This is a genomic window from Streptomyces roseifaciens, assembly GCF_001445655.1.
In the GTDB taxonomy this organism is placed as follows: Bacteria; Actinomycetota; Actinomycetes; order Streptomycetales; family Streptomycetaceae; genus Streptomyces; species Streptomyces aureoversilis.
The window spans coordinates 18,890-38,947 of sequence record NZ_LNBE01000003.1 but is presented as its reverse complement, the minus strand read 5'-3'; the positions used below and the strand labels follow the sequence as shown (position 1 = coordinate 38,947).

The 20,058-nt window shown below is 71.9% G+C and carries 20 protein-coding genes; 4 read left to right on the top strand and 16 right to left on the bottom strand.

What is annotated here, in order from left to right:
• The first annotated feature begins 114 nt into the window (after window positions 1-114).
• Window positions 115-783 (top strand): potassium channel family protein, encoded by a 669-nt coding sequence (locus AS857_RS06290; RefSeq protein WP_058042162.1) that lies wholly within the window; start codon window positions 115-117, stop codon window positions 781-783.
• Window positions 780-1,451 (top strand): potassium channel family protein, encoded by a 672-nt coding sequence (locus tag AS857_RS06285; protein ID WP_058042161.1) that lies wholly within the window; start codon window positions 780-782, stop codon window positions 1,449-1,451. The genes AS857_RS06290 and AS857_RS06285 overlap by 4 nt, the downstream gene beginning before the upstream one ends.
• Window positions 1,452-1,544: 93 nt before the next feature.
• On the opposite strand, the gene AS857_RS06280 is transcribed toward AS857_RS06285, so the two are convergent.
• The 4 genes from AS857_RS06280 to AS857_RS06265 form a co-directional block, all read right to left on the bottom strand.
• The gene (locus AS857_RS06280) at window positions 1,545-2,285 is read right to left on the bottom strand and encodes a DUF3159 domain-containing protein (protein WP_058042160.1); all 741 of its coding nucleotides are present in this window, start codon (window positions 2,283-2,285) and stop codon (window positions 1,545-1,547) included.
• Between the two features lie 3 nt (window positions 2,286-2,288).
• Window positions 2,289-2,687, bottom strand: coding sequence for an OB-fold nucleic acid binding domain-containing protein (locus AS857_RS06275; RefSeq protein ID WP_079110128.1), 399 nt, complete (start codon window positions 2,685-2,687; stop codon window positions 2,289-2,291).
• Between the two features lie 200 nt (window positions 2,688-2,887).
• Window positions 2,888-3,577, bottom strand: coding sequence for a response regulator (locus AS857_RS06270; RefSeq protein WP_058042159.1), 690 nt, complete (start codon window positions 3,575-3,577; stop codon window positions 2,888-2,890).
• Window positions 3,578-3,662: 85 nt separating this feature from the next.
• On the bottom strand, window positions 3,663-6,215 hold the full coding sequence (locus tag AS857_RS06265; protein WP_058042158.1) for a sensor histidine kinase: 2,553 nt from the start codon (window positions 6,213-6,215) through the stop codon (window positions 3,663-3,665).
• Window positions 6,216-6,444: 229 nt separating this feature from the next.
• On the opposite strand from AS857_RS06265, the gene AS857_RS06260 reads away from it, so the two are divergent.
• Complete coding sequence (locus AS857_RS06260; RefSeq protein ID WP_058042157.1) at window positions 6,445-6,981, top strand: GNAT family N-acetyltransferase; 537 nt, start codon at window positions 6,445-6,447, stop codon at window positions 6,979-6,981.
• A gap of 114 nt (window positions 6,982-7,095) precedes the next feature.
• Here AS857_RS06260 and AS857_RS06255 read toward each other — a convergent pair whose 3' ends face one another.
• From AS857_RS06255 to AS857_RS06215, 9 genes are all read right to left on the bottom strand, one after another.
• Window positions 7,096-9,006: an NAD-binding protein gene (locus AS857_RS06255; protein WP_058043942.1), complete on the bottom strand. Its 1,911-nt coding sequence runs from the start codon at window positions 9,004-9,006 to the stop codon at window positions 7,096-7,098.
• 170 nt (window positions 9,007-9,176) lie between these two features.
• On the bottom strand, window positions 9,177-9,461 hold the full coding sequence (locus AS857_RS06250) for a hypothetical protein (protein ID WP_058042156.1): 285 nt from the start codon (window positions 9,459-9,461) through the stop codon (window positions 9,177-9,179).
• Between the two features lie 497 nt (window positions 9,462-9,958).
• Window positions 9,959-10,606 (bottom strand): potassium-transporting ATPase subunit KdpC, encoded by a 648-nt coding sequence (gene kdpC / locus AS857_RS06245; protein ID WP_058042155.1) that lies wholly within the window; start codon window positions 10,604-10,606, stop codon window positions 9,959-9,961.
• Between the two features lie 7 nt (window positions 10,607-10,613).
• Window positions 10,614-12,722: a potassium-transporting ATPase subunit KdpB gene (gene kdpB / locus AS857_RS06240; RefSeq protein WP_058042154.1), complete on the bottom strand. Its 2,109-nt coding sequence runs from the start codon at window positions 12,720-12,722 to the stop codon at window positions 10,614-10,616.
• The gene (gene kdpA / locus AS857_RS06235; protein ID WP_058042153.1) at window positions 12,719-14,410 is read right to left on the bottom strand and encodes a potassium-transporting ATPase subunit KdpA; all 1,692 of its coding nucleotides are present in this window, start codon (window positions 14,408-14,410) and stop codon (window positions 12,719-12,721) included. The genes kdpB and kdpA overlap by 4 nt, the downstream gene beginning before the upstream one ends.
• Window positions 14,411-14,418: 8 nt before the next feature.
• Entirely contained in the window at window positions 14,419-14,508 is a 90-nt protein-coding gene (gene kdpF / locus AS857_RS06230; protein WP_043188605.1) for a K(+)-transporting ATPase subunit F, read from the bottom strand.
• A 328-nt stretch (window positions 14,509-14,836) separates the two neighbouring features.
• The gene (locus AS857_RS06225) at window positions 14,837-15,619 is read right to left on the bottom strand and encodes a DUF3710 domain-containing protein (protein ID WP_058042152.1); all 783 of its coding nucleotides are present in this window, start codon (window positions 15,617-15,619) and stop codon (window positions 14,837-14,839) included.
• 1 nt (window position 15,620) lies between these two features.
• The gene (dut, locus tag AS857_RS06220) at window positions 15,621-16,121 is read right to left on the bottom strand and encodes a dUTP diphosphatase (RefSeq protein ID WP_058042151.1); all 501 of its coding nucleotides are present in this window, start codon (window positions 16,119-16,121) and stop codon (window positions 15,621-15,623) included.
• The gene (locus tag AS857_RS06215) at window positions 16,118-16,702 is read right to left on the bottom strand and encodes a PaaI family thioesterase (RefSeq protein WP_058042150.1); all 585 of its coding nucleotides are present in this window, start codon (window positions 16,700-16,702) and stop codon (window positions 16,118-16,120) included. The genes dut and AS857_RS06215 overlap by 4 nt, the downstream gene beginning before the upstream one ends.
• Window positions 16,703-16,761: 59 nt before the next feature.
• Between AS857_RS06215 and AS857_RS06210 the strand changes: the two genes are divergently transcribed.
• On the top strand, window positions 16,762-17,208 hold the full coding sequence (locus AS857_RS06210; RefSeq protein WP_058042149.1) for a DUF3093 domain-containing protein: 447 nt from the start codon (window positions 16,762-16,764) through the stop codon (window positions 17,206-17,208).
• Window positions 17,209-17,281: 73 nt separating this feature from the next.
• Here AS857_RS06210 and AS857_RS06205 read toward each other — a convergent pair whose 3' ends face one another.
• The 3 genes from AS857_RS06205 to AS857_RS06195 form a co-directional block, all read right to left on the bottom strand.
• The gene (locus AS857_RS06205) at window positions 17,282-18,097 is read right to left on the bottom strand and encodes a hypothetical protein (RefSeq protein ID WP_058042148.1); all 816 of its coding nucleotides are present in this window, start codon (window positions 18,095-18,097) and stop codon (window positions 17,282-17,284) included.
• Window positions 18,098-18,111: 14 nt separating this feature from the next.
• Window positions 18,112-18,408, bottom strand: coding sequence for a DUF4193 domain-containing protein (locus tag AS857_RS06200; protein ID WP_030366107.1), 297 nt, complete (start codon window positions 18,406-18,408; stop codon window positions 18,112-18,114).
• Between the two features lie 398 nt (window positions 18,409-18,806).
• Entirely contained in the window at window positions 18,807-20,057 is a 1,251-nt protein-coding gene (locus tag AS857_RS06195) for a sensor histidine kinase (RefSeq protein WP_058042147.1), read from the bottom strand.
• Window position 20,058: the final 1 nt, after the last annotated feature.

The following is a 20,058-nucleotide window of genomic DNA, read 5'->3' as shown; positions in this document are numbered from 1 at the left end:
CCGCGCCGATACCGCGGGCAGCATTCGGCCACGCGGGCAGCAAACCGGGAAGGAACACGTGAGCAGGTTGTTGGTGCAGGTCAGCGCGGTAGTCCGGAGCGTGGGGTAAGCGTCGTGCACATTGTGATCATGGGCTGCGGGCGGGTCGGCTCGGCCCTCGCCCAGACCCTTGAGCAGCAGGGTCACACGGTGGCCGTGATCGACCAGGACCCGACGGCCTTCCGCCGCCTGGGCTCCGGGTTCGGCGGCCGCCGCGTGACCGGCGTCGGCTTCGACCAGGACACCCTGCGCGAGGCGGGCATCGAGGAGGCGGGCGCGTTCGCGGCCGTCAGCAGCGGTGACAACTCCAACATCATCGCGGCCCGCGTGGCCCGCGAGATGTTCGGCGTCGAGAACGTGGCCGCGCGGATCTACGACCCCCGGCGCGCCGAGGTCTACCAGCGGCTCGGCATCCCGACCGTGGCCACCGTGCGGTGGACGGCCGACCAGATGCTGCGGCGGCTGCTGCCGTCCGGCGCGGAGCCGCTGTGGCGCGACCCGAGCGGCGGCGTCCAGCTGGCCGAGGTGCCCGCCTCGGAGGCCTGGGTGGGCCACAAGATCAGCAAGCTCCAGGAGGAGACCGGCGTGCGGGTGGCGTTCCTCACCCGGCTGGGCGAGGCGATGCTGCCGACGTCCTCGACGGTGTTGCAGGAAGGCGATCTGGTGCATGTGATGATGCGCACCGACGAGATCGAGCAGGTCGAAGCGGCGTTCGCGCACGGCCCCGAGGAGGCGCACTCATGAGGGTCGCCATCGCCGGTGCCGGTGCCGTCGGCCGCTCCATCGCGGGCGAGCTGCTGGAGAACGGCCACGAAGTCCTGCTCATCGACAAGGCCCCGACCGCCATCTCGGTCGAGCGGGTGCCTCTCGCGGAGTGGCTGCTGGCCGACGCGTGCGAGATCACCTCGCTCGACGAGGCCGCGCTGCAGCGCTGCAACGTGGTCATCGCGGCCACGGGTGACGACAAGGTCAACCTGGTCGTCTCCCTGCTGGCCAAGACCGAGTACGGGGTCCCCCGGGTCGTGGCCCGGGTGAACAACCCCAAGAACGAGTGGCTGTTCAACGAGTCCTGGGGCGTCGACGTGGCCGTGTCCACGCCGCGCCTGATGTCGGCGCTCGTCGAGGAGGCCGTGAGCGTCGGCGACCTGGTGCGCCTGATGCGGTTCAGCCAGGGCGACGCCAACCTCGTGGAGCTCACGCTGCCGCCGGAGTCGGCGCTGGCCGGCACCCGCGTCGGGGACGTCGCCTGGCCGGACGACACCTCGCTCGTCACGATCATCCGCGGCAACCGGGTGCTCACCCCCAGCCGGGAGGACTCCCTGGAGGCCGGTGACGAGCTGCTGTTCGTCGCGGCCCCGGCGCGCGAGGAGCAGCTCGAGGACCTGCTGTCGGCGACGCGGGACACCGACTGACGCACGCGCACACGAACGCCGGGCGGGCTCGAGAATCGAGCCCGCCCGGCGTTCGTTTCGTGTACGAGGTGCACGAGGTGTACGAGGGGGAGATCAGCTCAGGGCTTTGCTGCTCTCCGCCTTCTCCGCGCCTTCGGCGCGTTCGGCCGCCTCCATCTCCGCGATCACGTCGATCGGCGGCGGGGCCTTGGCCAGGAAGATCCAGGTCAGGTAGACCGAGAGCAGCATCGGCGGGATGCCGAGGGCCACCTTCACCCAGCCGAGCTGGGTGGCGTCGCCCCACCAGTACAGCGGGAAGAGGATCGCCGACTTGGTCAGCAGGATCAGGCCCCAGGCCCAGCTCGCCTTGGTGTAGGCGATCTTGCGGCCGGGGTTGCGGGTGCGCCAGGAGAGGTTCTCCTTGAACACCGGGCCGAGGATCAGGCCGAGCAGCGGATAGCCCACCAGGGACGTGACGATGTACGCCACGGCCAGGCCCAGGGTGTAGAGCATGCCGGGCAGGTGGAAGTTCTTAGCGTCGCCGGTCATCATCGCGAAGACCGCGCCGATGGCGACCCCGAAGACGCCGCTGAAGGCGTGCTTGACGGTGTCCTTGCGCAGCAGCCGGGCGATGCCCATCAGCAGGGACAGACCCAGCGCGGCGATGGCCGCCGTGTGGATGTCCCGCTTGACCGTGAAGATCGCGACGAAGACCAGGCCGGGCACGGTCGTCTCGACCATGCCCCGCACCCCGCCGAAGGCCTCGAAGAGGGCGGCCTTGGTCGCCGCCGATGCGTCGGCGCCGTCACCGCCCGTCTCCTGCTGGTCCGTCATCGGCTTGTCGAGAGACGTCACCCGCTACTCCTGTCCGAGCGGTCGGAGTTCGTACTTGGGATTGAACAGCACCCGGCGGCCACGACTCATCGAGATCCGGCCGGAGGCGATCAGCTTACGGCCGGGCTCTATGCCGACGATGGAACGGCGGCCGAGCCACACGACGTCGAGCGCGGCCGAGCCGTCGAACAGCTCGGCCTCCAGCGCGGGCACCCCGGCACGGGGGCGGAGCGTTACCGTCCGCAGTGTGCCGGTGACCTTGACTATCTGCCGGTCGTCGCAGTCGCATATTCGCGTGCAGCCCGTGGCCTCCGCGTCCTGCTGCAGTTCTGCGTGGTGCAGCTCCTCCTGCGAGGTGGACAGCCGGTCGAGCATCCGGCGGAAACGGCCGGTCGGCTTCTCGGAACGGGGTACGGCACTCATGAACCCAGCGTACCGGGAGCCCTCCGGGCGGGTTCCTGCCCCGCGAGCGGGCTGCCGTTTCGTCCTCGATCGCCGGACGGGCTCAGAAGATTTCTTGAGCCCCCCGTCACAGCTCGAAGCGGTACCCCATCCCCGGCTCCGTGATGCTGCATCTCCCGGGGGCAACCCCCGGACCCCCGGCCGACAAGCCGACACCGCCGTCACAGCTCGAAGCGGTACCCCATCCCCGGCTCCGTGATGAAGTGCTTCGGATGCGAAGGGTCACGTTCCAGCTTGCGCCGCAGCTGGGCCATGTACACCCGCAGGTAGTTCGTCTCCGTGCCGTAGGACGGGCCCCAGACCTCCTGGAGCAGCTGCTTCTGGCTGACGAGACGGCCCGTATTGCGGACGAGCACCTCCAGCAGGTGCCACTCGGTCGGCGTCAGCCGCACGTCGCGGCCCTCGCGGTTGACCTTCTTCGCCGCGAGGTCGACGGTGAAGACCTCGGTCTCGACGATCGCGTCGTCCCCCGCGGCCGCCGCCCCCGTCGGCTCGGCGCGCCGCACGGCGGCCCGCAGCCGCGCCAGCAGCTCGTCCATGCCGAACGGCTTGGTGACGTAGTCGTCCGCGCCGGCGTCCAGGGCCTCGACCTTCTCGTCGGAGGTCTGGCGGGCGGAGAGGACCAGGATCGGCACCCGGGTCCAGCCCCGCAGCCCCTTGATCACCTCGACGCCGTCCATGTCGGGCAGGCCGAGGTCGAGGATGACCACGTCGGGGTGGCGGGCGGCGGCGAGCTGGAGGGCCGTCGCGCCGTCGGGCGCGGCGTCGACCTCGTACTTCCGCGCCTTGAGGTTGATCACGAGAGCGCGGACGATCTGCGGCTCGTCATCCACCACGAGCACCCGGTTCATCGGTAACCACCTCTGCTGTTCGTGCGGGCCCGCCGGCGGGGCCCGGGATCGGGGACTGCTGGACTGTCGGTGCGCGGGGGACGGCTCACGAGGTGGCCTGCGCCGGGAGGTCCGGGCGGACGGGGGCGACGCCGTCGGCGGCCCGCAGGGTGAGCACCATGGTCATGCCCCCGCCGGGGGTGTCCTCGGCGGCGAGGGTGCCGCCCATGGCCTCGGCGAAGCCCCGGGCGACGGCCAGGCCGAGGCCCACGCCGGCGCCGCGCGGCGCGTCCCCGTAGCGCTGGAAGGGCTCGAAGATGCGGTCCTTGGCGCTGTCGGGGACGCCGGGGCCGCGGTCGGCCACCCGCACCTCCACGCGGTCGCCCAGGGCGCTGGCGGCCACCAGGACGGGCGTCCCGTCGGGGCTGTGCTTGACGGCGTTCTCGACGACGTTGGCGACGCTGCGCTCCAGCAGGCCGGGGTCGACGGCGACCATCGGCAGCGTCTCGGGGATGTCGAGGGTGACGCTGCCCTCGGGGACGCCGCCCAGGGCCATCGGCACCACCTCGTCCAGGTCGATCTCGCGGATCAGCGGGGTGACGGTGCCGGTCTGCAGCCGCGACATGTCGAGGAGGTTGCCGACGAGGTGGTCGAGGCGGTCGGCGCCGTGCTCGATGCCGGCCAGCAGCTCGGCCTCGTCCTCCTCGGACCAGGCGACGTCGTCCGAGCGCAGGGAGGTCACCGCGGCCTTGATCGCGGCGAGCGGGGTGCGCAGGTCGTGGCTGACGGCGGCGAGCAGCGCGACGCGTATGCGGTTGCCCTCGTCGAGGCGGCGGGCCCGCTCGGCCTCGCCGACCAGCCGCTGCCGGTCCAGGACGACCGCGGCCTGCGCGGCGAAGGCGGCGAGCACGCGGCGGTCCTCGGCGGGCAGGACCCGCCCGGAGAGGGCCAGCGCCATGTTGTCGCCCACGGGCATGTCGACGTCGGCGTCCTCGGGCCGCAGCAGGGGCTTGCCCGAGTTGGTCACGACGGCGGCCGCGCAGGTCCACGGGTCGACGTCGCTGGTGCGCTCCAGCAGCGCCACGGACTCCATGGCGAAGGTCTCCCGGACCCGCTCCAGCAGGGCCTCCAGGCTGTTGTCGCCGCGCAGCACGCTGCCGGCGAGGAAGGAGAGGATCTCGGACTCGGCGCGCAGCCGGGCCGCCTGGTGGGTGCGGCGCGCGGCCACGTCCACCACGGACGCCACGGAGACCGCGACGAAGACGAAGGTCGCGATGGCGACGATGTTCTTGGGGTCGGTGATCGTCCACTGGTGGACGGGCTCGACGAAGAAGTAGTTCAGCAGCAGCGAACCGAAGGCCGCGGAGGCGAGGGACGGCAGCAGACCGCCCAGCAGGGCCGCCGCCACCGTCATGCACAGGAACAGCAGCATGTCGTTGGCGAGGCCGAGGTGCGGCCCGATGTTGGTCAGCAGCAGGCTGAGCAGGGCCGGGCCGCCCAGGCCGACGAGCCAGCCGGCCACGATGCGGCCCCTGCCGAGGCGGGCGCCGCGCGCCACGGGCAGGCCGCGGCCCTTGGCGACCTCCTCGTGGGTGACGATGTGGACGTCCAGGTCGGGCCCCGAGTCGCGGGCCACGGTCTGGCCCACGCCGGGGCCGAAGATGTACTGCCAGTTCTTGCGCCGGCTGGAGCCGAGCACGATCTGGGTGGCGTTGACCCCGCGGGCGAACTCCAGCAGCGAAGCGGGCACGTCGTCCCCGATCACGTGGTGGAAGGTGCCGCCGAGGTCCTCGACCAGGGTGCGCTGGACGGCGAGCTCCTTGGGCGAGGCCGAGGTGAGCCCGTCGCTGCGGGCGATGTAGACGGCGAGGATCTCGCTGCCGGAGCCCTTGGCGGCCATGCGCGCCGCGCGGCGGATCAGGGTGCGGCCCTCGGGGCCGCCGGTGAGGCCGACGACGATGCGCTCGCGGGCCTGCCAGATGGTGGAGACGCTGTGCTCCGTGCGGTACTGCCGCAGGTACTCGTCGACGCGGTCGGCGGTCCACAGCAGGGCGAGCTCGCGCAGCGCGGTCAGGTTGCCGGGCCGGAAGTAGTTGGAGAGGGCCGCGTCGACCTTGTCGGGCTTGTATATGTTCCCGTGGGCCATGCGGCGGCGCAGCGCCTGGGGCGACATGTCGACCAGCTCGATCTGGTCGGCGCGGCGCACGACCTCGTCGGGCACGGTCTCCTGCTGCCGGACGCCGGTGATCGACTCGACGACGTCGCCGAGCGACTCCAGGTGCTGGATGTTGACCGTGGAGACGACGTCGACACCCGCCTGGAGCAGCTCCTCGACGTCCTGCCAGCGCTTGGTGTTGCGCGAGCCGGGCACGTTGGTGTGGGCGAGCTCGTCGACGAGGACGACGGCGGGGCGGCGGGCGAGGACGGCGTCGAGGTCCATCTCGGTGAAGACGGCCCCGCGGTAGGTGATCTCCCGGCGGGGCACCTCCTCCAGCCCGTGGAGCATGACCTCGGTGCGCGGCCGGTTGTGGTGCTCGACGAAGCCGACCACGGCGTCCGTGCCGCGCTCCACGCGGCGGTGGGCCTCCGAGAGCATCGCGTACGTCTTGCCGACGCCCGGTGCCGCGCCGAGGTAGATCCGAAGCTTGCCGCGTCCCATGGCCCCATTGTCTTTCAGGTCACGCGGCGGTGTCCGGGCGGTCCGCGCCGGCCGGATGTGCTGATGTGCTCGCACTGCCGCGTACGGTCGACCTTACGGCCAAAGTTCTGGACATATGGGGCACCCGGGGGTACCGGGCGCGGTATTGATGCAGCTCTGACGCCTTGCCCCGTGACTTTTGCGCGACCCGCCCGGTCCCGGCCGGGAGCCGGGCTGACAGCATGGCGGCATGACTGACGTACGCACGGCGCACACGTCCGGGCTGACCGACGCGGAACTCGCCGCGGTCCGCGCCCTCGTGGACGACGCGTTCGAGGGGGACTTCTCCGACGAGGACTGGGACCACACGGTCGGCGGCATGCACGCCCTCGTGTGGGAGGGCGGCGAGCTGATCGGCCACGGCTCGCTCGTGCAGCGCCGCATGCTGCACCGCGGGCAGGCCCTGCGCGCCGGATACGTGGAGGCCGTGGCCGTCCGCGGGGACCGGCGCCGGCAGGGCGTGGCCTCGGCCGTGATGGACGCGCTGGAGGAGGTGCTGCGCCGCGGCGGCTACGAGCTGGGAGCGCTGGGCGCGGCGGACGAGGCCGTGCCGCTCTACGCGGGCCGCGGCTGGCAGCAGTGGCGCGGCCCCTCGGCAGTGCTCTCCCCGGCGGGCGTGCAGCGCACCGAGGAGGAGGACGGCTGCATCTACGTCATGCCGCTGACGGCGAAGCTGGACCTGGACGGAGAGCTGGCGTGCGACTGGCGGCCGGGCGACGTCTGGTGACGGGCGGCCGCCTCCGGCGGTGAAAGCCGGAGGCCCGGTGGGCAGGGCCGGGAGCCCGGCGGGCAAGGCCGGGAGCCCGGCGGCCCGGGTGAACCTCGGCCCCTCCCCCGCGCGTCAGCGCGGACGGGGCACGGGGCTGCGGCCCAGGAGGTCGGCGAGCCCCTGCCGGGTGGCCGCGACGATGACGCGGTCCTGGCCGCCCAGGACGTAACGGGCGGGGAGGTCCTCCATCAGGCGGGTCTCCTCCCGGCCGGAGGCCTCCAGGCGCCGGGTGGTCACCGCGAGCGCCCGCCACGCGCCGGGCACGAACGCCTCGCCGGCGGGCTGGCCGTTCAGCTCGGGGCGGCCCTCGACCTCCAGCGCCGCGATGAGGACGACCTGCCGCTCGACGGGGACCGCCCCCAGGATCTGACGCCCTATCATCGCGCCCGCGAAGGCCGGGGCGACGAGGAAGGAGACGCTGCGGCTGCGCGTCCACGCCCGGGGGTGGGAGGCGCGCAGGGTGCGGTAGACGGCCTTGGCGAAGCGGTCGTCGTACAGCCGCATGACCACCCGCACCTCGGGGTTGACCGCACGCGCGTACAGCACGGCCTCCAGGTTGGTGATGTCGCTGCTGGTCAGCGCCAGGAGCGTGCCGCTCTGGCCGACCTTGGCGGCGTCCAGCACGCCCTCCTCGGTGACGTCGCCGATGATCGTGGGCACGCGCAGCGAGCGGGCGAGCGCGACGCCGCGGGCCTGCGGGTCGCGCTCCACGCACACGACGGGGATGCCGAGCTCGCGCAGCCGGGCCAGCACACGGGTGCCGATCTTGCCGAGGCCCAGCAGCACCACGTGGCCCGACAGGCCGCGCCGCGGGCGGCGCAGCGCCGAGGCGGAGCGGAAGGTCCCGAGCCCTTCGAGGGCGGCGGCCACCAGCAGCGGCAGGAGCAACAGGCCCGTGAGGCCGGAGAGCAGCTGGAGGACCTTCCGGCCGTGGCCCTCGCTGATCGCCGGGTCGTTGATGGCGAAGAGGTCGAGCAGCGAGAGGTAGACCGCGTGCGTCGGGTCGTCGCTGGTGACGCTCCAGGACGCCACGGCCAGCGCGCAGACGGCGGCGGTCAGCAGGCCGAGGGCCCAGCGCAGGCGCCGGGAGAAGAAGGAGCCGAGGGGCAGGCCGCGGACGGTCGGGCGGACCGGCGTGGGCTGCAGGGCGAAGGGCACCGCCTCCAGGACGACCTCGGCGCGCCCCTCGGCGCCCGGCGGCCGCAGGTCGTCCGGCAGCAGCAACGGGCCGTCGCCGTCGAGGACTTCCGCGCTCCCGGGCGGCGCCGCCGAGAGCAGGGCGAGCGTGCACAGCTCCCGCCCCCGCCCGCGCCCGGCGACCGCATGGGACCGCTCGGCGGCCCGCAGCATCAGACCGCCCGCCTCGATGACCTTGTTGTGCCCGGAGACGGCGGCGGTGACGAGGACGGGGGCGGCGGTGTCGGCGTCCGACAGGACGGTGGTGGTGGCGGCTTCCGTGTCGGCGACGAGCGCGCCGTCCACGGCCGCGGCCACCTGGGCGGCCTGGTCGAGGAGCTTCGCCAGGTGCTCGCCGAGCCTGCGGTTGTAGAGGCGGATGACGAGCCGGACGCGCGGGTTGAGGCGGCGGGCGAGGAGGGCCGCCTGGACGTTGGTCTCGTCGTCGTCGTAGACGAGGGCGAGAGCGGTGGCGTGGGCCACCCCCGCCTCGGCGAACGCCTCCTCGCCGGGCTCCGCCGCCTCCAGCACCCGGACGAGGCCGCCGCCCGCCGCGGTGCCGTTCCGGTCGGGCGCGCCCGCGCGCCCGACGACTCCGGTGACGCGCCCGAAGAGCGCCGCGGCACGGCCGAGCGCGGGCGCGGGGCGCTGCCGGGCCTCGCGCGCCGGCGGCAGGACGACGGTGACGCGCTCGCCGTAGACGCCGGAGAGCTCGGCGGCGAGCCGGTGCACGAGCCCGTCGTCCCCGCACACCACCATGTGCGGTGCGGCCGGGGCGACATGGGGCTGCGGGTTCAGTGTGACCACGTTCAACAGAGTGCCCTGCACCGGTCGAACATTCACCGGATTTCCCACGGATGTGGGGGGTCGTACACGAAAGACGGACGGGGCCGGCCCCGTCCGTGCGCATTCGTGCACGACAGCGCCCGCGCCCCCGCGTGGGGGGCGCGGAACCCACGCCGGCTGCGGGCGGATGCCTAGGCGAGCTTGCAGGCGTTGGCGGCGCGGTCCGCCCGGACCTGAGCGACATCGTTCTGCACGAGGTTGCACAGCTGCTCCGCCAGCGGCACACCCGAGGCGCCCGCCAGGCAGCCGAGGCTGTTGAGGTCATTGGCGCGGTTGGGGGTGGGGCTGGCAGCCAGGTACGCCGCGCAGGAGGGGCCGTCGGCCTGGGCGGCGGGTGCGGCGATGAGCGCGCCGCCCGCGATCAGCGCCGCGGCACCCACGACGGCGGAAAGGCGGGCGCGGAAGGTGGAGTTCATGGTGTTTCCTCACGCTTCTCGAACCCCCTGCGAGGCACGTAGCACTGGCACGTATCGGCCGGACGGCGTGCCCGGCCGCTGTCACCACGACAACGCCGGCGGCCCCGGCGGATCGACGGAGGGGAGTTCTTCTCCGGCACAGGCCCCTGCACCAGGGACCACGCACCACAGGATTGCCCAGCCATCTCGTCAGCCGATCCGGGAAGCGCCATGCCCACACGATTGAGCGAGCGCCCCCGCACCGCTCCCGCCACCCGGGAGCCACCCACGCCCCGGCTTCCGACCGCGCGATCCCCTCGCGCGGCCACTCGTCGCGGCCCGCCGCCCCGTGGTCGAGCAGCTGCGGGTGGTGCGCGCCGCGCGCCGGAGAAGGGCCGGTGCCGTGGTGGGGAACGGGTGAGCCGCCGGACCGGTGGGGGTCCGACGGCTCACGTGAGGTGCACAAGTCCAGGCGGGCTACCGGGAGACGGGCCGCGCTGGAGCCCTTCCTGCCGTTCCTACTTCTTCGCGAGCTCCTGCAGCGCGATGTTGAGCTTCAGGACGTTGACGCGCTCCTCGCCCATGAAGCCGAGGATCCGGCCGTCCACGTGGTCCTCGACCAGTTTCTCGACCTTGCCCGCCGGCAGGCCGTTGGCCTCGGCGACCCGCTTGGCCTGCAGCCGCGCGTACGCCGGGGAGATGTCCGGGTCGAGGCCCGAGGCGGAGGCCGTCAGGGCGTCCACCGGCACCGCCGACGGGGAGACGCGGTTGAACGCGGCGACGTCCGTGCGGCGCTGCTCGACGGCGTCCAGCAGGATCCTGCTGTCGGCGGCGAGGTTCGAGGCGCCGGAGACGATCAGCTTGTACTGCGTGTTCTCGGCGTTCGGGCCGGCCGCCGACGGGCGCGGCTGGAAGAACTTCGGGTCCGGCAGCGGGTTGCCGTCCTTGTCCTTCTTGTCGAGGTCGTAGCGCTGGCCGAGCTGCTCGGAGCCGACGGACCTGCCGCCCGCCTTCACCTCGGAGCCGTTGGCCTTGTCGTGGAAGGCCGCCTGGGCGATGCCGGTGACGACCAGCGGGTAGATCACCCCGCAGACCACCGTGAGGACGAGCAGGGCCCGGAGTCCCGCGCCCAGCAGGCGGGCCGTGCTGTGTACGGAAGTGTTCATGGTGACGTCACCCGATGCCAGGGATGAGGGAGATGAGCATGTCGATGATCTTGATGCCGATGAACGGGGCGACCAGGCCGCCCAGTCCGTAGATTCCGAGGTTGCGCCGCAGCATGCTGTCGGCGCTCATCGGCCGGTAGCGCACGCCCTTGAGGGCCAGCGGCACCAGCGCGACGATGATCAGCGCGTTGAAGACGACGGCGGAGAGGATGGCCGACTCCGGGGAGGTCAGGCTCATGATGTTGAGCTTGTCCAGGCCGGGGTAGGCCACCGCGAACATCGCCGGGATGATGGCGAAGTACTTGGCGACGTCGTTGGCGATCGAGAAGGTCGTCAGGGCGCCGCGCGTGATGAGCAGCTGCTTGCCGATCTCCACGATCTCGATGAGCTTGGTGGGGTCGGAGTCCAGGTCCACCATGTTCCCGGCCTCCTTGGCGGCCGAGGTGCCGGTGTTCATGGCCACGCCCACGTCCGCCTGCGCGAGCGCGGGGGCGTCGTTGGTGCCGTCGCCCGTCATCGCCACGAGCTTGCCGCCGGCCTGCTCGCGCTTGATGAGCGCCATCTTGTCCTCGGGCGTGGCCTCGGCGAGGAAGTCGTCGACGCCGGCCTCCTCCGCGATGGCCTTGGCCGTCAGCGGGTTGTCACCCGTGATCATGACGGTCTTGATGCCCATGCGGCGCAGCTCCTCGAACCGCTCCCGCATGCCCTCCTTGACGACGTCCTTGAGGTGGATGACGCCCAGGACGCGCGCGCCCTTCTCGTCTTCGAGGGCCACCAGCAGCGGCGTGCCGCCCGCCTGGGAGATCCGGTCGGTGAGCTCGCGGGCGTCCTCGGCGACGCGGCCGCCGCGCTCCTCGACCCAGGCGATGACCGAACCGGTCGCGCCCTTGCGGACCTTGCGGCCGTCCACGTCGACGCCCGACATACGGGTCTGCGCCGTGAAGGGCACCCACTCGGCGCCGGTGAGCTCGCCCTCGTGGCGCTCGCGCAGGCCGTACTTCTCCTTGGCGAGGACGACGATCGAGCGGCCCTCGGGCGTCTCGTCGGCGAGCGAGGAGAGCTGGGCGGCGTCGGCGACCTCGGCGGCCGTGGTGCCCTTGACGGGCACGAACTCGGCCGCCCGGCGGTTGCCGTAGGTGATGGTGCCGGTCTTGTCGAGCAGCAGCGTCGAGACGTCGCCCGCGGCCTCCACCGCGCGCCCGGACATCGCCAGGACGTTGCGCTGCACCAGCCGGTCCATGCCCGCGATGCCGATTGCGGACAGCAGCGCGCCGATGGTCGTCGGGATGAGGCAGACCAGCAGGGCCGCCAGAATGATCATGGACTGCTCGGCGCCCGCGTAGATCGCGAACGGCTGGAGCGTGATGACGGCCAGCAGGAAGACGATCGTCAGCGAGGCGAGCAGGATGTTCAGCGCGATCTCGTTCGGCGTCTTCTGCCGGGCCGCGCCCTCGACCAGATTGATCATCCGGTCGATGAAGGTCTCGCCGGGCTTCGTCGTGATCTTGATGACGATGCGGTCGGAGAGGACCTTGGTGCCGCCGGTGACCGCCGAGCGGTCGCCGCCGGACTCGCGGATGACCGGGGCCGACTCGCCGGTGATGGCCGACTCGTCGACGGACGCGACGCCCTCGACGACGTCGCCGTCGCCCGGGATGACGTCGCCGGCCTCGCAGACGACCAGGTCGCCCACGCGCAGCTCGGTGCCGGGCACCGACTCCTCGGTGCCGCCGTTCAGCCGCCGGGCCACCGTGTCGGTCTTGGCCTTGCGCAGGGTGTCGGCCTGGGCCTTGCCCCGGCCTTCGGCCACGGCCTCCGCCAGGTTGGCGAACAGGACCGTCAGCCACAGCCAGACGGTGATCGCCCAGCCGAACCAGTCGCCCGGGTCCTTGACCGCCAGCCCGGTGGTGACCACCGAGCCGATCAGGACCACGAACATCACCGGGGACTTGACCATCACCCGGGGGTCGAGCTTGCGGAACGCGTCCGGCAGCGACTTCATCAGCTGCGCGGGGTCGAAGAGGCCGCCGGAGACGCGGCCGGGCCCCTGGGAGCCGTGGGACGGGGTGTCCTGGGGTTCCTCGGACGTGGGCCGGACAGGGGTGGTCGTGCTCATGAAAGTCCCTCCGCCATCGGGCCAAGGGCCAGGGCCGGGAAGTAGGTCAAGCCGGTGATGATCAGGATCGCGCCGACGAGCAGGCCCGCGAAGAGCGGCTTCTCGGTGCGCAGGGTGCCGGCGGTCTCGGGGACGGGCGTCTGCTCGGCGAGCGAGCCGGCCAGCGCCAGCACGAAGATCATCGGCAGGAAGCGGCCGAGCAGCATGGCGAGGCCGATCGTGGTGTTGTACCAGGGCGTGTTGGCGTTCAGGCCCGCGAAGGCCGAACCGTTGTTGTTGGCACCCGACGTGAACGCGTAGAGGACCTCGGAGAAGCCGTGCGCACCGCTGCCGTCCACCGAGTTGCCCTTGACGTTCAGGATCGACTCGGGCGGCGAGGACAGCGCCATGGACAGGGCGGTGAAGCCGAGCACCAGGGTCGGGGTGATGAGGATGTAGCACGCGGCGAGCTTGATCTCGCGGGTGCCGATCTTCTTCCCGAGGTACTCGGGCGTGCGGCCGACCATCAGGCCCGCGATGAAGACCGCGATGATCGCCATGACGAGCATGCCGTACAGGCCGGAGCCGACGCCGCCCGGCGCGATCTCGCCGAGCATCATGCTCAGCAGCGTGATGCCGCCGCCCAGGCCCGTGAAGGAGGAGTGGAAGGAGTCCACCGCACCGGTGGAGGTGAGCGTCGTCGTGGTCGCGAAGATCGCGGAGGCGCCGACGCCGAAGCGCTGCTCCTTGCCCTCCATCGCCCCGCCCGCGGCCTGCAGCGCGGTGCCGTGGCCCGCGTACTCGGTCCACATCATCAGCGCGGTGAAGCCGAGCCAGATCACGCCCATGGCCGCGAGGATCGCGTAGCCCTGCTTGACGTTGCCGACGAGCTTGCCGAAGGTGCGGGTCAGCGAGAACGGGATGAGCAGGATCAGGAAGATCTCGAAGAGGTTGGAGAAGGCGTCGGGGTTCTCGAACGGGTGGGCGGAGTTGGCGTTGAAGTAGCCGCCGCCGTTGGTGCCGAGCTCCTTGATGACCTCCTGCGAGGCCACGGCGCCGCCGTTGACCTGCTGGGTGCCGCCCGTGAGCTGCCCGATCTCGTGGATGCCGGCGAAGTTCTGGATGGCGCCGCAGGCGACCAGGACGAGCGCGCCGACGACGGAGATCGGGAGCAGGATGCGCACGGTGCCGCGCACCAGGTCGGCCCAGAAGTTGCCGAGCTCGCCGGTGCGCGACCGCGCGAAACCGCGGACGAGCGCGACGGCCACGGCGATGCCGACGGCCGCGGAGACGAAGTTCTGCACGGCGAGGCCGAGCGTCTGGACGGCGTGGCCCATGGCCTGCTCGCCCGAGTACGACTGCCAGTTGGTGTTGGCGACGAACGAGGCGGCGGTGTTGAACGCCTGGTCCGGGCTGATCGCGGTGAAGCCCAGCGACAGGGAGTCGGGAAGTATGCCCTGGATCCGCTGCAGCAGGTACAGGAAGAGGACGCCGGCGACCGAGAAGGCCAGCACGCCGCGCAGGTACGCGGGCCAGCGCATCTGGGCGTCCGGGTCGGCGCCGATGGTGCGGTAGAGCAGCTTCTCCACGCGCAGGTGCTTCTCGGAGCTGTAGACGCGGGCCATGTAGTCACCGAGCGGGCGGTGGACCAGCGCCAGCGCCGCGATGAGCGCGGTGAGCTGGAGGACTCCGGAGAGAACGGGGCTCATATCTGTACTCAGAACCTCTCCGGGAAGACGAGGGCGAGGATCAGGTAGCCCAGCAGGGCGACGGCCACGACCAGGCCGACGATGTTCTCGGCGGTCACAGCTTCGTCACCCCCTTGGCGACGAGAGCCACCAGCGCGAAGACCGCGATCGTGGTGACGACGAAGGCCACGTCGGCCATCGTGTGCTCCTAGAGAGGGTTCGGATATGAACGGACCATCACAGGAAACCGCCCCCGGGAGCCCTCGCACGCTCCGTTGACGCGCTCTATACGGCCATTAGCGCCCCCTTGACGCAATCCATACGGGCACCTTTTTGACCTGCAAAAACGCCGCTGGGCCGCAACCCCCGATCGGGGTTGCGGCCCAGCGGAACGCAGTAATCCAGCCGCCGTCGGACGACGGCGGACCGGTCTTCGGCAGGCTGCCGTCAGCGCACTTCGGTGATCTCCGGACCGCGCTCCAGGCGGTCCACGCCGCCCGCGAAGCGCGAGCGGTCGTCGTCCTGCTGCTGCAGGCCCTCGGCGACCATCTGGGCGTCCTCCGGCAGCTTCAGCACGATCGGGTCGCGCGGGGCCATCGGGGACTCGCCGCGGACGACGACGGTGTCCCGGAAGATCTGCTCCAGCAGGCCGGCGGTCTGCGGCTGCACCGCGCCCTGGCCCGAGATCACACCGCGCAGGAACCAGCGCGGCCCGTCGCACCCGATGAAGCGGACCATCTGCACGCCCTGCGTGCCGTCCGGCAGCGCCACCGGCACCTGGGCCCGCAGCTCCCAGCCGAGCGGTCCCTCGACCTCGTCCACGACGCCGCCCTGCTGGGTGATGCCGGAGGCGATCTCCTCGCGGACCTCGACCCAGATGCCCTCGCGCTTGGGGGCGGCGAAGGCCTGCAGCTGCACGGCGCTGTCGCGCAGCACCACGGTGGCGGCGACGATCGCGTCACCCGCGACCTCCACGCGCAGCTCCATGCCCTCGACGCCGGGCACGAACAGACCGCCCAGGTCGACCCGGCCCTCGGTGGCGTCACGGACCTCGGAGAGGTCCCACGGCCCGTCGGGGCGGGGCTCCGGCTCCAGCCGGACGCGGCTCTCGGCCGCGGAGTCCTGCGCGTCCGACGCTGAGTCCTCAGCCAACTCCTCGGAGGTCACGTCGTCGAGATGACCCTCGTCCTCGACTACGCCCTCACTGCGCTTGCGGCGACGACCGAACACGTCACTGTCCTTCCCGGTCGCTGGCGACCGAAGCGAATCCATACCCCACGGCAGCGTGGCCACCGGTGGACCCGAAGCCCCCTTCGGCCCGTGCCGAGCCCGGAAGCTCCGCCACCTCGTGGAAGCGGACCTTCTCTACCTGCTGGACGACCAACTGGGCGATGCGGTCGAACCTCTCGAACCGAACGGTCTCCCGCGGGTCCAGATTGACCACAATCACCTTGATCTCTCCACGGTACCCGGCATCGATGGTCCCCGGGGCATTCACCATGGAGACTCCGCACCGGGCAGCGAGGCCCGAACGCGGGTGCACGAAGGCGGCGTAACCGTCCGGCAGCGCGATGGACACTCCCGTCGGCAGCACCATGCGCTCCCCGGGGGCCAGCTCGGCGGCCTCGGTGGTCACGAGGTCGCACCCGGCGTCGCCGGGGTGGCCGTAGGAGGGGAGGGGCACCTCGGGGTCCACACGGCGGATGAGGACGTCCAAGGGTTGACGCGTCACGGGTTCACCTCGAAAGCTCGCGCGACCTTCACCTGGTCGGGGTTGGCCAGCGTGGCCTGGATCTCTGCGGGACGGCCGTTCTCGATGAAGTGGTCGACCTTGACCTCGACGAACACCGCCTCGGCGCGGAGTGCGAGCGGGCCCTCGGGCCCGCCGATCCGGCCGGTGGCCGCGGCGTAGATCTTACGGCCGTGCACGGCCTTCACCTCGGCCCGCAGGTGGAGCACGGTGTCCACGGGCACGGGCAGCAGGAAGTCGGTCTCCAGCCGGCCGGTCACCGCGATCACCCGCAGCATCCAGCCCAGCGAGCCCAGCGTCTCGTCCAGCGCCGTCGCCAGCACCCCGCCGTGGGCGAGGCCCGGGGCGCCCTGGTGCGCCTCCTTGACCCGGAACTCCGCGGAGACGCCCACGCCCTCGCCGGCCCGCACCTCGACGTGCAGCCCGTGCGGGACGCCGGGGCCGCAGCCGAAGCAGTACTCGTAGTGCGACCCGATGGTCTCTCCGGGCGCGGGCGCGTCGGGGTGCCGCACCGGGGGCACGGCCCCCTGCGGCGGCGTCAGCGCTGTCGTTCGTCCACTCACAGGGGCTGACCTTACCCGCGACGGCCGGGCCCGGTCCTGCTCGTGTCAAGCTTGGGCCCATGCAGGCTTACGAAGAACGTCTCACCGCGCCCCGTTCCTGGTGGTTCATCGCGGTTCTGGCCGGGGTCGCGATGGCGCTGATCCTGCTGCCCCTGGGGACGGTTCCCATGCTCGGCGGGCTGGTGGGCGGCGGGGCCCTCGCGGCGGTCGCCGTCAGCTCCTACGGGTCCGTGCGCATCCGCGTGGTGAGCGGCGCGCTGGTGGCGGGCGACGCCCGCATCCCCGTCGAGGCGCTGGGGACGCCGCAGGTGCTGGACGCCGAGGAGGCCCGCGCCTGGCGCACGCACAAGGCGGACACCCGCGCCTTCATGCTGCTGCGCGGCTACGTGCCGACCGCGGTCCGGATCGAGATCACGGACCCGGCCGACCCCACTCCGTACGTCTATCTCTCCACGCGCTCTCCCGAGCGGCTGGCCGAAGCGCTCGCGGCCGTACGGGCGTCCTGACGCCGCGGACGCCCCGGCGGGCGGTACTGACGCCCTGACGGGCCCTCTCGGGGCCCGGGCGGGCCGACGGGGCTCAGGGCAGCCGCGGGGGGCCTTCAGGGGCCTCCGGGAGCGCGTCCCACGGCACCTGCCGGGCGCGCAGGTCGATGCGGACCTTGGCCGCGAGCCTTCTGGTGTCGCGGCGGTTCATCACCGCGCCCACGGTCGCACCGATCATGAACGGGGCGATGTTGGGCAGATTGCGGAACGTGCGCTTGAGGATCTGCTGGCGCAGCTCGCGCCGGAGCTGACCCCCCAGGGCCGCGTTGACGGTGGTGGGGGACGTGACGTCGATCCCGCGCTCGTCGGCCCAGGCGGCCAGATAGGCCAGGGAGCGCTGACGCAGCGTGCCGGGGGCCCGCAGGCCGTACACCTCGTGGAGCTCGGCGATCAGCTTGAGCTCCACCGCGGCCACGCCGGCGATCTCGGCGGCCAGTTCGGCGGGCATCGCGGGCGGCACCGGCAGCATCGCCGCGGCCCCGACCCCGGCGCCCACGGTGGACGTGGCGTTGACCGCGCCCGTCACCAGCTTGTCGGCGAGCTCCTCCGGGCCGAGGCCCGGGAACTGGGCCCGCAGCGTCGCGAGGTCGCGCACCGGGATGCGCGGGGCGTTCGCGATGAGCCGGTCGACGAGGGCGGAGAGGCCCGCCCGCGCTCCCCGGCCGCCCTTGGTGGCGCCACGGCCGACAGCAGCGGCGAGCGAGGCCGTGCGGCCTCGCTCGACGTGGGTGCCGACCGTGTCGCCAGGGGCAGGGACGCCGTCGCCCTGCCGTGCGGCCTCCTGGTCCGGCCCGGTGGTCAGCTCGGGCTGCCGGGAGCGCCGCTTCCGGAACGGGGTCGAGCCTGCCATCGCAGACCCGTTCCTCAGTCGCAGTCGCGGCAGATCGGCTGGCCGTTCTTCTCGCGCGCCAGCTGGCTGCGGTGGTGCACGAGGAAGCAGCTCATGCAGGTGAACTCGTCGGCCTGCTTGGGCAGGACCCGGACGGCCAGCTCCTCGTTGGAGAGGTCCGCGCCGGGCAGCTCCATGCCCTCCGCGGCCTCGAAGTCGTCCACGTCGACGGTCGACGCCGACTTGTCGTTCCGGCGTGCCTTGAGCTCTTCAAGGCTGTCCGAGTCGACGTCGTCGTCGGTCTTGCGTGGGGTGTCGTAGTCCGTTGCCATGTCGCTCTCCCCCTCTGGGTGTCTGCGGTGTCTCCAGCGCACGTAACGCGTGAGAGGCCGGACTTGTGCCCGACCCGAGGCGGAGATTTTGCCTCACATCAAGGTCTGTTACTCAATCGACACCCAACCGCACACCTGAAGAGGTGATGGGGTTGGATGGCGAACCGGACCGTACACGGTCCGAATGCCGCATGCGGATGCGCCATCACGTGTACTTCCCGTGATCAGGACCAGCGGAAACCCCCATTTTTCCGGCGTTCCGGCGCGCCCGCTGATCACGGAGAGTGGATGGCCGGAAGTTTGCCTGTGTGAGCGATTACACACACTCACAGCAAGGGTCGGAACGTGAAAATTCCGCCCAAAGCGAACCTACGGCCGCCCTATTCTCGCAGAAATTTTCAGGTGGGCAGGACCACTCTCATGATCAACCCGCCTCCCTCGCGCGGCTCCGCGGTGATCCGCCCGCCGTGGGCGCGGGCCACCGAGCGCACGATCGACAGCCCCAGGCCGACGCCCTTGTCGCTGCCCGTGCGCTCCGTGCGGAGCCGGCGGAACGGCTCGAAGATGTTGTCCAGCTCGTAGGCCGGGACCACGGGCCCGGTGTTCTCCACCACCAGCACCGCCTGGCCCGGCTGCGCCTCGGTGGTGACCTCGACCCAGCCGTCCGGGGTGTTGTACCGCACGGCGTTCTGCACCAGGTTCAGCGCGATCCGCTCCAGCAGCACGCCGTTGCCCTGGACGACCGCGGGCTGCCGCGTGCCGCGCAGCTCCACGCCCTTGCCCTGGGCCTCCGAGCGCGTCTGGTCCAGCGCCCGGGAGGCCACCTCGGCGAGGTCCACGGGCTTGCGGTCGACGATCTCGTTGTCGCTGCGCGCGAGCAGCAGCAGGCCCTCCACCAGCTGCTCGCTGCGCTCGTTCGTGGCCAGCAGCGTCTTGCCGAGCTGCTGGAGCTCCGGGGGCGCACCGGGGTCGGAGAGGGTGACCTCCAGCAGCGTGCGGTTGATCGCCAGCGGCGTGCGCAGCTCGTGCGACGCGTTGGCCACGAACCGCTGCTGCGCGGTGAAGGCCCGCTCCAGCCGGTCGAGCATCTCGTCGAAGGTGTCCGAGAGCTCCTTCAACTCGTCCTCCGGCCCGTCCAGTTCGATCCGGCGGGAGAGGTCGGTGGCGGCCACCCGGCGGGCGGTACGCGTCATCCTGCCCAGCGGCGAGAGGACCCGGCCCGCCATGGCGTAGCCGAAGGCGAAGGCGATCACGGCCAGGCCCAGGAGGGCCAGCAGGGAGCGCTTGAGGAGGCCGTCGAGGGCCATGGCGCGCTGGTGCTCCATGCACAGCCGCAGGCCGTTCATGAAGGTGTCGCTGTTGGTCGCGGAGCCCTGGGGCAGGCTCCGGCAGCTGGCGCTGGTCTCGACGTTGGCGTTGAGGATCCGGAACGGCAGCTGGTTGCCCTGGGTGAGGGCGTCGGCCGCCAGCAGGTAGATGATCGTCAGCAGCAGCACGCCGGCCATCAGGAACATCCCGCCGTACAGCAGGGTCAGCCGTATCCGGATCGTCGGGCGCAGCCAGGGGAACGGGCTCACTACGGGCTGCCGCGGGTCCCAGGTGGGCTTGGGAGGGGTCGCGGGGGGCGTGGGGGTGGGGGCGGAGGTCATC

Coding starts and splice junctions, on each gene's coding strand:
- kdpC (WP_058042155.1), bottom strand. CDS start 10,606: ATGAACACTTCCGTACACAGCACGGCCCGCCTGCTGGGCGCGGGACTC.
- AS857_RS06250 (WP_058042156.1), bottom strand. CDS start 9,461: ATGAACTCCACCTTCCGCGCCCGCCTTTCCGCCGTCGTGGGTGCCGCG.
- AS857_RS06260 (WP_058042157.1), top strand. CDS start 6,445: ATGACTGACGTACGCACGGCGCACACGTCCGGGCTGACCGACGCGGAA.
- kdpA (WP_058042153.1), bottom strand. CDS start 14,410: ATGAGCCCCGTTCTCTCCGGAGTCCTCCAGCTCACCGCGCTCATCGCG.
- AS857_RS06195 (WP_058042147.1), bottom strand. CDS start 20,057: ATGACCTCCGCCCCCACCCCCACGCCCCCCGCGACCCCTCCCAAGCCC.
- AS857_RS06200 (WP_030366107.1), bottom strand. CDS start 18,408: ATGGCAACGGACTACGACACCCCACGCAAGACCGACGACGACGTCGAC.
- AS857_RS06210 (WP_058042149.1), top strand. CDS start 16,762: ATGCAGGCTTACGAAGAACGTCTCACCGCGCCCCGTTCCTGGTGGTTC.
- AS857_RS06275 (WP_079110128.1), bottom strand. CDS start 2,687: ATGAGTGCCGTACCCCGTTCCGAGAAGCCGACCGGCCGTTTCCGCCGG.
- AS857_RS06205 (WP_058042148.1), bottom strand. CDS start 18,097: ATGGCAGGCTCGACCCCGTTCCGGAAGCGGCGCTCCCGGCAGCCCGAG.
- AS857_RS06285 (WP_058042161.1), top strand. CDS start 780: ATGAGGGTCGCCATCGCCGGTGCCGGTGCCGTCGGCCGCTCCATCGCG.
- kdpB (WP_058042154.1), bottom strand. CDS start 12,722: ATGAGCACGACCACCCCTGTCCGGCCCACGTCCGAGGAACCCCAGGAC.
- AS857_RS06265 (WP_058042158.1), bottom strand. CDS start 6,215: ATGGGACGCGGCAAGCTTCGGATCTACCTCGGCGCGGCACCGGGCGTC.
- AS857_RS06270 (WP_058042159.1), bottom strand. CDS start 3,577: ATGAACCGGGTGCTCGTGGTGGATGACGAGCCGCAGATCGTCCGCGCT.